Genomic DNA, 13,694 nt, shown 5'->3' on the forward strand with positions numbered 1-13,694 from the left:
ATCATCAAAATGATGCATACTTCTATAGCGTTCAGCGAAGGAGGTACTTATGGAAGCGCTCGAACATTATTCCAATAGCCAGCAAGCTGTTAGTGGCGTTAGCGTATCGGTTAATGTGCTGACGGATAAGATCGCCTTTATTCACGCGGTGCGCGTCGGTGTCCCAGGCAGCGTGGTAAAACAAGCGATTCAGGCAATGGGCAATAATCGTGAACTGTTTGTCAGACTGCTGGAAACCACGCCAGGCAATTTGCATCGCTTCTACCATCGCAAAGCTCTAAGCCGCACCGACAGCGAAGAGGTGCTGGATGTGTTGCGCGTGCTTTACCATGCTCAAACTGTTTTTGGCGATACCGCTAAAGCCCATGAGTGGCTAAATACGCCGATTCCTGCGCTGGCGGGCGAGACGCCTTTGAATCTTTTTGATACTTTCGAAGGTCGCCAGTTAGTGAGGGAAGCGCTGCGTAAAATTGAGTTCGGTGAATTTAGCTAATGAAGCTATACCGCATCGCTCCCGAACGCTATATGAATAATTTAAGCGGCCTTGGCGCCAGCTACCGGGATGGCGCAAGATGGAACGCTCCAGGCAACCCTGTCGTCTATTTCGGCACCTCTGCAAGCGTAGCGATGCTGGAACTCGGTAATTATCTGCCCTCTCCCCGCTTGCTACCCGCCAACTACCGGTTAGGTATTTTCGAGCTCCCCGACGATACCGGTAGGGACATCTGGCCCCAGCACCAGTTACCCGACGATTGGCACCACTACCCCTACCCTGAAAGCACTCAAACACTAGGTACTGCATGGCTGCAGCGTTGCGATACGCTGATGCTGCTAGTTCCCAGCTGTGCTGTACCCGGGGCAATGGAGAATATTGCCGTCATTAACCCTCTCCACCCCACCATTACCGATATTCACTTAATAGAAACTCGCCAAGACATTTATAACCAGCGCTTATTCAGGGGCATTTAAGCTTAATTCTATAGGTTGCAGTGCAGCCTGTTAGGCCTCTACTACATTTAGAAAAAAACCGTCGCAAAGACAACAACGAGAAGATTAAGGGTACTAAGGAGCCGTAATGATCACGCTATACACATTCCCCCACTCCCGCTCGCTACGAGCAGCGTGGACACTTGAAGAGTTAGGCCTAGAGTATCAGTGCCAGCATGTGGCGCTGGATAAAGGCGAGGGGCAAACAGCCGCGCATTTGGCGCGTCACCCGGATGGCAAGGTGCCAGTTCTTGAAGATGGAGAAGTATCGCTATTTGAATCAGTGCCGATTTGCCGTTATCTAGCGGAGCAATATGGCGACGGCACCCTCCTACCCAGCAGCCCTGCCGCTCGCGCTCAGGTCGACCAGTGGCTCAGCTTTATCGTCACCGAAATGGAGCAGCCACTGTGGAATCAAGCCAAGCATAAGTTTGCCCTGCCCACAGATAAACGCGTTCCCGCTATTTTGCCGGTCTGCGCATGGGAGTTTCAGCGTGCGCTAAGCGCGCTGGAGCGCCGCTACAACGGGCAAGAAAACTTGGTGGGTAACACCTTTACCCTTGCGGATCTGTTTTTAACCCATACCTTATCGTGGGCGGTCAGCATGAAGCACCGCTTACCCGAACCGCTATTTGCCTATCGCGAACGCCATATTCAGCGCGCCGCGATGGCTAGAGCAATCGAAAAAGAGCAGGCAGCAGCAGAGAGTTAATCAACATCTAAACGCTTTAAAAACCGTTGCTGGCAGTATGTGGCAACGGTTTTTAAACTAGTCGGGCGTTGCTTAAAAGCCAAGGTCATCAAGCAAATCGTCTACTTGATCCTGCCCTGCCACCACATCCGTCTTATTTTGGTTCACCTGCGGCCCGTTACGAAGCTTGGCATGTTCATCGCGGTCATCTTCCATCTTAACGCCGTCGGTGACGTGAGGAACATTATCGACCAGCACCTGAACAAGCTGCTCTTCGATGAGCTTGATGACTTCCATCATTTTCTTAATCACCTGACCGGTGAGATCCTGAAAGTCTTGGGCCATCATGATTTCAAGCAGCTCTTTTTGAGTAGCCCCGGTTGCGGTGGGAAGCTTACTGCTCAAAAAGTTCTGTGTATCCTCGACGAGCTTAGCATCACCTTCTACTGCCGCGAGCTTAGCTGCCGCCGCCTGCCAGCGCTCATTAAGCGCAGCGCCTTCTTCTTCAAGGCTGTCTTGCACCGGTTGAGCGCGCTCAACGGCATTCAATGCCCGCTCTGCGGCCTGCTCCGTCATTGAGGCAACGTAATTGAGCCGGTCATTAGCATCCGGTATTGCCTGCGCCGCCTGGCTAATCTGCTGATCTAGGCCCAGCTCTTTCATGCTGTCCCGCAGTAGGCGCGTTAAGTGGCCTATGCGATGCACCATCTCATCAGTACTGTCTTTTTTGCCCAGTACCGACGGCATCGTCGTGTCGTGGGCGTTGTTAACAGTGCTCATGACAATCCTCTTGTTGGAAAAGCTTATTGAATGTCGTTTTGGGTGTGGCAATAGACATCACTATACGAACCCACTGTGTTTTTTTCAGGATGCACGGCGTTAAATACATCAAGGTCTGCATCTAAACCTGATACTACTGTCGGCTCAACATCCTAAAACTTAAGTTTAACGTTTAGTCTACAGTGGGAAACTGCGAGTTACAGGTATTTTTAACCCCTTAAAAACCATCTAATTTACAGGCGGGTTCAAGCAGGCAATGATTCGAAGTCGAGCGATTAACCATTAAGCAGCTGAAACGTGCGGTAGAACGGCGCTATAAACAGCAAAGTAGTGACAGATGCTGCCAGCCACTACAAATAGATGCCAAATCGCATGGTTGTAGGGAATCGCACGCACGGCGTAGAAAATCACCCCTAGCGTGTAGGTAATTCCTCCCGCGGCCAGTAGGGCAATGCCGGTCGTTGAAAGACTCGCCGCCATCTCTCCTGATGCCAGCACGATCATCCAGCCCATGAGCAGATAAATCGCCACACGTAATATCGAAAAACGTTGAGGCCATAGCAGTATGCAGGCAATGCCCACCAACGCCAGCGACCACACGGCGGCAAACAAAACCCAGCCTGTAGTGCCGCGCATATTGACGAGTAAAAAGGGCGTGTAAGTACCTGCGATGAGTAAATAAATCGCGCAGTGATCAAGTAACTGAAAGCGCTGCTTCCAGCGCCGATGAGGGATGCCGTGGTAAAGGGTAGAGGCGGTATAAAGCAGGACTAGCGTGGTGCCGTACAGGCTCAGGCTGACAATTTTCCACGGGTCGACATGGGCGGCGTAACTCGCCGCAACCAACAGTACTACCATTCCCACCAAACTGAGCACAGCACCGATACCGTGGGTGATACTGTGCAGCCACTCTTCGAATACACTGAATTCGCCCTGCTCTTCGGGAAGGTTTTCACGCTGCTGTTTATACTGCTTGTACTGCTCCTTACTGACGGCGTTCATCCTGGAGCGCTCCTCGCATGCCATCCCCCACTCGTATCACCCCTTGCGCTCAATATCCACATCACTGGCGTGGGTGAAGTCATCCAAAGCCATCATATGACCAAGCTTGCCCGCTTTGGTTGAGAGATACTGCTCGTTATGAGGGTTCAGGCCGGTGGTGATCGACAAACGTTCGACGACATTCACGCCGTCGCGGGTGAGGGCATCCACCTTGCGCGGATTGTTGGTCATGAGCCTTAACGCTGTGATGCCCAAATGGTTAAGCATCGGCACGCACAGATCATAGCGGCGCATGTCGGCGCCAAAACCGAGCTGCTCGTTGGCCTCGACCGTATCAGCACCTTGATCTTGCAGGTGGTAGGCACGAATTTTGTTTAACAGGCCTATTCCCCGCCCCTCTTGGCGCAGGTAAAACAGCACGCCGCGGCCCTCTTCAGCGATGCGTTTTAGCGCTTCCTGGAGCTGATAGCCACAGTCGCAGCGCATGGAGAAGAGAGCGTCACCGGTCAAACACTCGGAGTGCACCCGCCCCAACACCGGCTCGCCGCCGGTCACATCACCCAACGTTAAGGCGATATGATCCTTGCCGGTAGCCTCATCTTCGAAGCCATGCATAGTAAACGTTGCCCAGGGCGTGGGCAGCCGGGAAGCGGCAATGAAGCGAATGGTCACAGGTTACCTCGCTGATTGACCAAACCAGTTAACCACACCAGTGTTGGCAAAGTGGGCCAGTATTCTAACAGGAAGCGGCGCCCGCCTCACGCTGACAAAGCGACTAAATAATGGAGAAAAATTGGCCGGGTGCGACGATTTTTGCCATCGAGTACGCCGCCCTAACACCTATCTTCAAGTACAATTGCCCTCATACGATCCCCAAAACGGTTTCTAGTACGCTCTCAAGTACGGTTTCCAATACGATGCGGGCAAATTTCCTAAGAGCAAGTGTCTATGACCACTACACCTTTGCAAAATGATCGCTTTCTTCGCGCACTAGCGCGCCAGCCCGTCGACCGCACCCCGGTGTGGATGATGCGTCAAGCGGGCCGCTACCTGCCGGAATACCGCGCCAGCCGGGCCGATGCGGGCAGTTTTATGGATCTTTGCCGCAACCATGACCTGGCCTGCGAAGTCACCCTGCAGCCCTTGGAGCGTTACCCGCTTGATGCGGCCATTCTGTTTTCAGATATCTTAACCATTCCCGATGCAATGGGCTTGGGGCTCTATTTTGAAACCGGCGAAGGCCCAAAATTCCGCAAAACCGTGCGTACACAGGAAGAAGTCGCCGCGCTAAGCGTGCCCGACGCCGAGCGCGACCTGGATTACGTGATGCGTGCGGTGTCGACCATTCGTCGTGAGCTGAACGGCCGCATGCCGCTGATCGGCTTCTCAGGCAGCCCCTGGACGCTGGCGACTTACATGGTGGAGGGCGGTTCCAGCAAGGACTTCCGCCATCTGAAAACCATGCTTTACGATACCCCGGATACCATGCACCAGTTGCTGGATACGCTGGCGCATGCGGTAACTGACTACCTGAACGCCCAAATTCGCGCGGGAGCCCAGGCGGTGCAGATTTTTGATACCTGGGGTGGCGCACTCTCTACCCCTGCGTACCTTGAGTTCTCGCTGCGCTACATGGAGCAGATCGTTTCGGGACTGATCCGCGAACACGACGGCCGCCACGTACCGGTGATTCTCTTCACCAAAAACGGCGGCCAGTGGCTTGAGCATATCGCCTGCGCCGGTGCCGATGCATTGGGTATCGACTGGTCTACCGAGCTTTCCGATGCCCGTGCCCGGGTTGGTCACAAAGTGGCGCTACAGGGCAATCTTGATCCCAACGTTCTGTTTGCCCGCCCCTCGGCTATCCGCGCTGAAGTAGCCCGCGTGTTGGAAAGCTACGGCCATGGCCCTGGCCACGTGTTTAACCTGGGCCACGGAATCAGCCAGTTTACCAACCCCGACAACGTCACTGCCTTTATGGAGGCGCTGCACGAATTAAGCCCACAGTATCACCGCGATATTCCAACGCACACAAATGCACAGCACTCAGGAGCCAATTGATGAGCGATTTACGCGACGACCAATGGTTTACCGAAGTCTTTGATAGCCACGGCAGCGCTTTCTCACTGAAGATCTCTGAAAAACTGCTGGATGTACAGAGCCAATACCAGCATCTAGAGGTCTACGCCACCGAGACCTACGGCAACCTAATGGTGCTGGACGGCTGCGTGATGCTGACTGATCGCGATAACTTCCTCTACCATGAGATGATTGCGCATCCGGCGCTGTTTACCCACCAAGATCCCAAACGTGTGGTGATCATCGGCGGTGGCGACTGCGGCACCTTAAAAGAGGTGCTGCGCCACCCGAGTGTCGAGAAAGTTACCCAAATTGACATCGACGAAGAGGTCACCAAGGCCTCTGAGCGCTTCTTCCCGTCGTTGGTAGCGTCGAATAACGACCCCCGCGCTGAACTGCTGTTCGCCGACGGCGTCAAGTGGGTGGACGATGCACCTGATGAGAGCATCGATGTGCTGATTATCGACTCCACCGACCCGGTTGGGCCCGCTGAAGGGCTGTTTAAAACCGATTTTCTCAAGCGCTGCCACCGTATTTTGAAAAGCGGCGGCGTAATGGTGCAGCAGAGCGAATCACCGCTTTACCACAGTGGCTCGATCATCCGAGAGCTGCGCAACGACATGTTGAAAGCCGGTTTTGACAGCGTTGCCACGCTGCCCTTCCCGCAGCCGGTATATCCTTCAGGCTGGTGGAGCGTAACATTGGCGGGTAAAGCCACCGACGTGAATACGTTCCGCGAGCAGGCAGCCACCAACCACGACTTGCCGCTTGAATACTATAGCGTTGACGCCCATCGCGGTGCGCTCGCCCTTCCGCCATTTATGCGCAAGGCATTCGCAGCCGAGTAAACCACGCCTAATACCTGCCTTCGTGTTACCGCCCACCTCAGCTTGCCCTATTACGGTGCAATGCGAGGAGGGCGGTAACCTTTTTTGCACCTAGACCTTCGTCTCGAATTCGTTGAGTAGCGTTGAAAAGCGCTGAATTAACGCCTGTACCCTTGTTGGCATCTTCCTTGCTAGGTTTAGTGACATGCTACGGCATGCATAACTATTTCAATTACTGGTTTCAGTAGCTGATTCCAATAACTTCGAGGGAAACTAGATGTTCAATAAAAAACACTTAGCGCTTCTGGCGTCCGCTGGCTCACTTAGCCTGGCGGGAATGGCAACTGCTCAAGCCGACACCCTGGAAGATACCATTGAGCGTGGTGCCGTTCAGTGTGGTGTGAGCGATGGTTTGCCGGGCTTCTCAGCTCCGGACGACGACGGTAACTGGCAAGGTATCGACGTTGATGTATGCCGCGCTGTAGCGGCAGCGGTACTCGGCGACTCAGAAGCCGTCAACTATATTTCACTCAACGCCGTGGAGCGCTTCACCGCCCTGCAATCAGGTGAAGTCGACGTTCTATCACGTAATACCACTTGGACCACTACCCGCGATACTACTCTGGGCCTGAACTTCACCGGGGTTACTTTTTACGACGGCCAGGGCTTCATGGTATCCCGTGACCTGGGTATTACCGGTGCAGACGAGCTAGACGGCGCCTCCATCTGCATTCAGTCTGGCACCACTACCGAGCTGAACCTGGCTGACTACTTCCGTGCTAACGACATGGAATTCAACCCGATCGTATTTGATACCTCTGAGCAAACCGTGGGTGGCTATCAGGCCGGCCGCTGTGACGTGCTAACCTCCGATACCTCTCAGCTAGCGGCGCTACGTATTCAGCTAGACGATCCTTCAGCCTCGATGATCCTGTCTGACGTTATCTCCAAAGAGCCACTAGGCCCTGTGGTTCGTCAGGGTGACGATCTTTGGTTCAACATTGTGAAATGGTCGCTGTTCGCCATGATTAACGCCGAAGAGTACGGCGTCACCAGTGAAAACGCTGAAGAAATGCTTAACTCTGAAGACCCCAACATCGCTCGCTTGCTAGGCCAAGACGGCAACTACGGTGAAGGCATGAACCTAGAAGCAGATTGGGCCTACAACATTATTAGCCAAGTGGGTAACTACGCTGAAAGCTTCGACCGCAACGTGGGCATGGGCTCGCCGCTGGAAATTGAGCGCGGTGTTAACGCCCTATGGACAGACGGCGGCTTCCAGTACGCTCCCCCGATTCGCTAAGCGTCTCGCTTGACCCCGGCCCGCCACCCTCTTCACAGGTATCTGTTTAAAGGACCTGTTTCAAGGTCGTGGCGGGCCATTTGATTGACCTTCCGTGTAGCGGAGACGCCATCCATGTCTGTAAGACCTAACGTTCGCCCCGCTGGCCACAAGCCGCCGTTTTGGCGAGACCGCGCTAAGCGCGCACTTATTTTTCAGCTTATATTGGTCGCCGTTGTCGCGGCTTTCCTGATCTATATTATCGGCAATACCCAAGCCAACCTGAATGCTCGCGGCATTACCACTGGCTTTGGCTTCCTGGGCAACACAGCCGGCTTTGGTATTGGTCAAAGCTTAATCGAGTACTCCTCCCAAAGTACCTACGGCCGCACTTTTGTGATTGGCTTGCTCAATACGCTGCTAGTCGGTGGATTGGGGGTGTTAGCTGCCTCGATTATTGGTTTTATCGTCGGTATCGCGCGGCTATCGCCCAACTGGTTGATCGCTCGGCTAGCCAATGCGTATATCGAAACGTTTCGTAATATCCCCCTGCTGCTGCAAATTTTCTTCTGGTACTTTGCTGTACTGCGGACGTTACCCAGCGCTAGAGAGAGCATGGCCTTTGGTGAAGCCATTTTCCTGAACGTACGCGGGCTGTACCTGCCTCAGCCTCTGTTCGAGTCAGGATTTGGTCTTATCCCAGCCACCTTCGTGGTGGCTATTATTGCCAGCATCGCACTGGTCATGTGGAACAAGCGCCGTCACGAAGCCACCGGCAAGCGCCTACCGGTTTTCTGGATGTCGCTGGTGATTATCTTTGGCCTACCACTGCTGGTACTGGTCGCTACAGGTGTACCGGTGACCTGGGAGATGCCGGTACTGCGCGGCTTTAACTTCGGCGGTGGTATTACCATTATCCCTGAATTTTTGGCCCTGTGGCTGGCGCTGTCTATCTATACCGCGTCCTTCATTGCGGAGATTGTGCGCTCGGGCATCCAAGCCATCCCCCATGGCCAAACGGAAGCCGCCCAGGCATTGAGCTTGCCGCGCAAGCTAGTGCTGCGCCTAATCATCATTCCCCAGGCTATGCGCGTCATTATTCCGCCACTCACCAGCCAATACCTCAACCTGATTAAAAACTCGTCACTGGCCACCGCCATCGGCTACCCCGACCTGGTATCGGTTTTTGCCGGCACCACGCTCAACCAGACCGGTCAGGCAATCGAAGTCATTGCCATGACCATGGCGGTTTATCTGATCATCAGCTTGCTGGTGTCCATGTTCATGAACTGGTTCAACGCTCGCGTTGCGCTGGTCGAACGCTAGGCCGGAGGCGACCCCATGATTCACAATAAAGAAACCATACCTCAGCGCCCGGCTCCTAAAGGCACCATTGGGCCGGTTGCCTGGCTACGAGGCAATCTGTTCAACGGCCCTATCAATAGCATCTTCACGCTACTGGGCCTGTACGTGCTCTATCTACTCGTGGTGCCAACAGTTCAGTGGGCATTTATTGATGCCAACTGGGTGGGCGACAGCCGCGAAGACTGCACACGGGTGGGCGCCTGCTGGGTATTCGTTAACGCACGCTTTTCCCAGTTTATGTACGGCCTCTACCCGAGTGAGGAGTATTGGCGCGCCAATATCGTGTTTGCCATGTTCGCGGGCATTATTGCCTGGATGGTCATTCCGCGCCTGCCGTTTAAGCGCTGGATGACACTGTTTGCGCTGCTGATCTTCCCGGTGATCGCCTACGTGCTGCTACACGGCGGCTACTTTGATCTACCGCGTGTCTCCACCCACCGCTGGGGCGGTTTGATGCTGACGCTGCTACTGGCTAGCGTGGGGATGATTGGCGCACTGCCTATTGGCATTGTATTAGCCCTTGGGCGACGCTCGAACATGCCCATCGTCAAAACCTTCTGCGTGATTTTTATCGAGTTTTGGCGCGGTGTGCCGCTAATCACCATTCTGTTTATGGCCTCGGTGATGCTGCCGCTGTTCCTGCCGTCTGAACTTAACGTGGATCGCCTTATACGTGCGCTAATCGGCCTGACGCTGTTCCAAAGTGCCTATATGGCCGAGGTTATTCGCGGTGGTTTGCAGGCGATTCCCAAAGGGCAAGATGAGGCCGCCGCGGCACTGGGGATGACGTATTGGAAGCGCATGGGGCTAATCGTGATGCCTCAGGCACTGAAAATGATGATTCCTGGCATCGTCAATACGTTTATCTCACTGTTTAAAGACACCACCCTGGTCATGATCATCGGGCTGTTTGACCTGTTGGGCATTGTGCAAGCGGCGCTTTCCGACTCGCGCTGGCTGGGCTTCTCGGTAGAGGGCTATGTATTTGCCGCGTTCGTGTTCTGGATATTCTGTTTCAGCATGTCGCGCTACAGCCAGTACTTGGAGCGCAAGCTAAACACCGGCCATAAGCACTAGTTCGAGTTTAAATACGAGCGCCGCATCTCATTACGTTTTAAGTAGGATTTCAACATGACACAAGCAGCCACCAACACCTCTGACACCAGTGCTTCTGACCTGATGGTCGAGATGCACAACGTTAACAAGTGGTACGGCGATTTTCACGTACTGCGGGATATCTACCTTGAGGTAAAACGCGGCGAACGTATCGTGGTTTGCGGCCCATCAGGTTCGGGTAAATCAACGCTAATTCGCTGCATTAACCACCTTGAAGAGCACCAAAAGGGTGAAATTGTGGTGGGCGGTCTACCGCTGACCCAAGACGTCAAACGCATTGAGCAGATTCGTCGTAGCGTCGGCATGGTGTTTCAGCACTTCAATCTGTTCCCGCATTTATCAGTGCTGGAAAACTGCTGTATTGCGCCAATGTGGGTACAAAAGAAGCCCCGCAAAGAGGCCGAAGCGCTAGCCATGGAGTACCTAGAACGGGTGCGCATTGCCGAGCAGGCAACTAAGTACCCGGGGCAACTCTCGGGCGGCCAGCAGCAGCGCGTAGCGATTGCCCGCTCGCTGTGCATGCACCCCGACGTGATGCTGTTTGACGAGCCCACCTCCGCCCTAGACCCCGAGATGATCAAAGAGGTGCTGGACGTTATGGTGGAACTGGCGGAAGAAGGCATGACCATGATCTGCGTGACCCACGAAATGGGCTTCGCCAAAACCGTCGCCGACCGGGTGATCTTTATGGATCAGGGGCAAATCATTGAAGAGAACGCGCCTGAGCCGTTCTTCAATAACCCCCAGTCTGAACGTACCCAGCTGTTCTTAAGCCAGATTCTGGGGCACTAATACACAGCCCCAGCGACAAAGCAGCTGTGGATAAGTTCGTCATCATGGGCCTCACTTGAGGCCCATGATAGTTAACAGACTTTAAAAAAACAGCATGTCATCGCGAGCGTAGCGCGGCGATCTTGAAGTTATCCTCCTGCCACTACAAACAAGATTGCTTCGTCGCTCCGCTCCTCGCAACGACATCATTCAAAAAAGGATAAAAGCATGATTGAAAAGCTGTTTATCGACCGCGCCCCGCAACCGATTGCGCCTTTTTCCCACGCCTGCCGCGTAGGTGATCTGGTCTTTATCACTGGCCAGATGCCGACGGTGCCAGAGACCAACGAGATGCTTTTGGGCACCTTCACCGAACAGACTCATCGGGTAATGCAGAACCTGGCGATTGTGCTGGAAGAAGTCGGAAGTGCCTTCGAATATGTGGTGCAGTCTCGGGTGTTCATTACCAATATGGGCCACTTCGACGAAGTGAATAAGGTCTACGCCAGTTACTTTCCCCAGCCTCTACCCACCCGCACCTGTATCGGGGTAACCGGCTTGGCTGGCGGCGCTGATGTGGAAGTCGATATGATTGCCTGGATTCCACCGTCGCAGCAATAAACCTCATCAGTCGTCGTCATCACGGCTGCCAGTGAGCCACAACGCGATTTCGCCCCGCCTCTTTGGCGGCATAGAGCGCTTGGTCGGCCTGGGCAACGGCTACTGCCTGACTGTGGTCTAAATCACTGGTGAGCGCCAGAGGTGCAATCCCCACGCTGACGGTGAGTGTCACCATCATCGGCACTTGCGAATCACCCACCGTCAGGTAAAACGGCTGCTGGGCTACTCGTTGGCGAATACGCTCACCCAGCTGGACTACCTGTTGGTGCGATAAATCACCCGCCGTAACAGCAAACTCTTCACCGCCGAACCTTGCCAGACAATCCTCGGGCCGCAGGGCCTCGTGTACTCGCTTTGCCATTTCCACCAGCAGCGTATCCCCCGCGGGGTGACCGTAGCGATCATTAATATGTTTGAAGTAATCAATATCAATCATCAGCAAATAATAGGCTGCCGCTTCAGCTTGCTCATTGAGTTGTGCTAAGTGATTAGCCAAGCCACGTCGATTGCGTGTGCCGGTCAAGGCGTCAAACTCCGCCGCCGCCCAGGCCTGCTCTTCGCTTTTTTTACGTTGACTAATATCGATGACTAGGCCGCCGATACGCGCTAAATAGCCATCATCGGAGTAGTAGCTTTCCATCACCAGCTCATGCCAACGCCATTGCCCGGATGCGACCCTGAGCTGAACATCAATGCGGCATTGGGTTTGCAGCCGCTGTTGGCACTCGCGGATCAAACCAAACACCCGTAAGCGGTCAGTGGGCATGGCATGAGCCAGTAAGCGGCGCAATGGGAGCCTTGCATAATCACCAGGATAACCCAGCGAAAGCAGCAACGCCGAAGAGCACCAGGTTGCGCCACTGCGAGTATTAATCTCCCAGGTGCCGCAGGCGGCGACCTGCTGCAGCAGATCAACCTGCCGCTGCCTGCGGGTAAGCTGCTGACGATAAATAGCCGAAGCGATCAGTTCAGCGCCGATCACTAGCGCCTGCAACCCCGCTCCCTCCCAGTCAACTTCACGCTCACAGTCATCGAAGCCCAAAGTGCCCCACCACTGACCATCCACCATAATCGGAACGGTCACCATCGATAAAATCGACTGGCTTTCCAAATTGTCGCGCAGCGACCCCAAATCCACCTGCGAGGTAATACAGGTGTGCGAGTCACCACGCTCCCGACGATTGACCATTTCCTCATACTCGGAATCGTCGATCAGCGTGGTAAAAAAGCGAAAGCGTTTTTGCGTTCGCTCACGATAGTGCGATGAAGATGCCCACTCAAAAACAAAATCCTGCAAGACACCGTTTGGGTTGCGCTCTATGGTTTGAAATATCCACACCCGATTGACACCCGACGCTTCCCCTAGCGCCGCCAATAGCTGATCGACGCCCTCACTCCAAAAGTGCGCGTCGATGAGCGCGCGGCTGCCCACAGCAAGGGCATTCAGCAGGCTCGGCGCATCCGGCGAAAAAGGAGCAGGCATAGCAGGTTCTCTTTACTTTTCTTAGAGACTACCACACAGCTTTTAGTGGATTACACGCCATGCCCATAAAGAGTAATGCTAGCGGGTGCTAACGGGGTTTGCTCACGGTGGGACGTCAGCGGTTTCCCGGCCAGGGCAGTCAGCAGAATTTGCAGCGGATCACCGTGACTGACGAGCAGAATGACTTCCCCGCTTACCTGTTGTTCCCAATCACCGATCACCGCCTGCATACGGCTCGCCACCCGGCTCAACGCTTCTACTCCATGGTGCTGGTGTTCAGCATCCTCGGCATCTAACGCCCATACACTGGGATAGTGCTCGTCCCCCAACCCCTCTAGTTCGCCAAAATTTCGTTCCCGCAAGCGCGTATCCACGTTGGGTACCAACTCGAACCTGGCCGCCACATGGGCAGCGGTTTGGGTGGTACGCAAAAAGTCTGAATGCACCACGCGGGTCGGCACAGGCCACTGCCAGTCGGCAACGAGCTGGGCAAGCTGTTGCTCACCATGTTCGGAGAGACCAAAGTTTTCCACCCCGCGCCCCGGCGAGCTGACAATCACCCTCTGTTGATTAGCCTGACTATGGCCGTGGCGCATGAATAAATAGCGGTTGCGCCAATGGTCGGAGAGCGGCTGTAAAGTATTTGACATAAGTTTGTCACAAACCCTAGATTGAAGGTGTCTACTTTCG

The 13,694-nt window shown here is 54.3% G+C and carries 15 protein-coding genes; 10 read left to right on the plus strand and 5 right to left on the minus strand.

Annotated elements, in window-relative coordinates; all coding sequences use genetic code 11:
• Positions 1–49: 49 nt before the first annotated feature.
• The 3 genes from E0L35_RS02405 (at position 50) to E0L35_RS02415 (ending at position 1,699) form a co-directional block, all read left to right on the plus strand.
• Complete coding sequence (locus E0L35_RS02405) at positions 50–493, plus strand: antitoxin Xre/MbcA/ParS toxin-binding domain-containing protein (protein WP_022521321.1); 444 nt, start codon at positions 50–52, stop codon at positions 491–493.
• The gene (locus tag E0L35_RS02410; protein WP_138799505.1) at positions 493–969 is read left to right on the plus strand and encodes an RES family NAD+ phosphorylase; all 477 of its coding nucleotides are present in this window, start codon (positions 493–495) and stop codon (positions 967–969) included. Before E0L35_RS02405 ends, E0L35_RS02410 begins: the two co-directional genes overlap by 1 nt.
• Positions 970–1,075: 106 nt before the next feature.
• Positions 1,076–1,699, plus strand: a complete 624-nt coding sequence (locus tag E0L35_RS02415) for a glutathione S-transferase family protein (RefSeq protein WP_138799506.1) — start codon at positions 1,076–1,078, stop codon at positions 1,697–1,699.
• Between the two features lie 72 nt (positions 1,700–1,771).
• Here the strand turns inward: E0L35_RS02415 and cheZ are convergent, their stop codons facing one another.
• The 3 genes from cheZ to ribA all read right to left on the minus strand — a co-directional run bounded on the left by cheZ (position 1,772) and on the right by ribA (position 4,132).
• Positions 1,772–2,458, minus strand: coding sequence for a protein phosphatase CheZ (gene cheZ, locus E0L35_RS02420; RefSeq protein ID WP_022521318.1), 687 nt, complete (start codon positions 2,456–2,458; stop codon positions 1,772–1,774).
• Between the two features lie 282 nt (positions 2,459–2,740).
• Positions 2,741–3,460, minus strand: coding sequence for a hemolysin III family protein (locus tag E0L35_RS02425; RefSeq protein ID WP_022521317.1), 720 nt, complete (start codon positions 3,458–3,460; stop codon positions 2,741–2,743).
• A 36-nt stretch (positions 3,461–3,496) separates the two neighbouring features.
• A complete protein-coding gene (gene ribA / locus E0L35_RS02430) occupies positions 3,497–4,132 on the minus strand; it encodes a GTP cyclohydrolase II (RefSeq protein WP_009286177.1) in 636 nt (211 codons plus the stop codon).
• A gap of 276 nt (positions 4,133–4,408) precedes the next feature.
• Here ribA and hemE point away from each other — a divergent pair, with 276 nt between their 5' ends.
• From hemE to E0L35_RS02465, 7 genes are all read left to right on the plus strand, one after another.
• On the plus strand, positions 4,409–5,521 hold the full coding sequence (gene hemE / locus E0L35_RS02435) for a uroporphyrinogen decarboxylase (protein ID WP_138799507.1): 1,113 nt from the start codon (positions 4,409–4,411) through the stop codon (positions 5,519–5,521).
• The gene (speE, locus tag E0L35_RS02440) at positions 5,521–6,387 is read left to right on the plus strand and encodes a polyamine aminopropyltransferase (RefSeq protein ID WP_022521315.1); all 867 of its coding nucleotides are present in this window, start codon (positions 5,521–5,523) and stop codon (positions 6,385–6,387) included. Before hemE ends, speE begins: the two co-directional genes overlap by 1 nt.
• A 256-nt stretch (positions 6,388–6,643) precedes the next feature.
• Positions 6,644–7,669, plus strand: a complete 1,026-nt coding sequence (locus E0L35_RS02445) for an amino acid ABC transporter substrate-binding protein (protein WP_009286180.1) — start codon at positions 6,644–6,646, stop codon at positions 7,667–7,669.
• A 114-nt stretch (positions 7,670–7,783) separates the two neighbouring features.
• The gene (locus tag E0L35_RS02450) at positions 7,784–8,974 is read left to right on the plus strand and encodes an amino acid ABC transporter permease (RefSeq protein WP_022521314.1); all 1,191 of its coding nucleotides are present in this window, start codon (positions 7,784–7,786) and stop codon (positions 8,972–8,974) included.
• A gap of 15 nt (positions 8,975–8,989) precedes the next feature.
• Entirely contained in the window at positions 8,990–10,090 is a 1,101-nt protein-coding gene (locus E0L35_RS02455) for an amino acid ABC transporter permease (protein ID WP_009286182.1), read from the plus strand.
• A 54-nt stretch (positions 10,091–10,144) separates the two neighbouring features.
• Entirely contained in the window at positions 10,145–10,921 is a 777-nt protein-coding gene (locus tag E0L35_RS02460; RefSeq protein ID WP_022521313.1) for an amino acid ABC transporter ATP-binding protein, read from the plus strand.
• A 207-nt stretch (positions 10,922–11,128) separates the two neighbouring features.
• Positions 11,129–11,521, plus strand: coding sequence for a Rid family detoxifying hydrolase (locus E0L35_RS02465; RefSeq protein WP_022521312.1), 393 nt, complete (start codon positions 11,129–11,131; stop codon positions 11,519–11,521).
• Positions 11,522–11,540: 19 nt separating this feature from the next.
• On the opposite strand, the gene E0L35_RS02470 is transcribed toward E0L35_RS02465, so the two are convergent.
• Positions 11,541–13,004: a diguanylate cyclase gene (locus E0L35_RS02470; RefSeq protein ID WP_138799508.1), complete on the minus strand. Its 1,464-nt coding sequence runs from the start codon at positions 13,002–13,004 to the stop codon at positions 11,541–11,543.
• A 50-nt stretch (positions 13,005–13,054) separates the two neighbouring features.
• On the minus strand, positions 13,055–13,654 hold the full coding sequence (locus tag E0L35_RS02475) for a histidine phosphatase family protein (protein WP_041157288.1): 600 nt from the start codon (positions 13,652–13,654) through the stop codon (positions 13,055–13,057).
• Positions 13,655–13,694 lie beyond the last annotated feature (40 nt).

Origin of the sequence: Halomonas sp. ATBC28 (assembly GCF_005937175.1) — a bacterium.
GTDB lineage: Bacteria > Pseudomonadota > Gammaproteobacteria > Pseudomonadales > Halomonadaceae > Vreelandella > Vreelandella titanicae.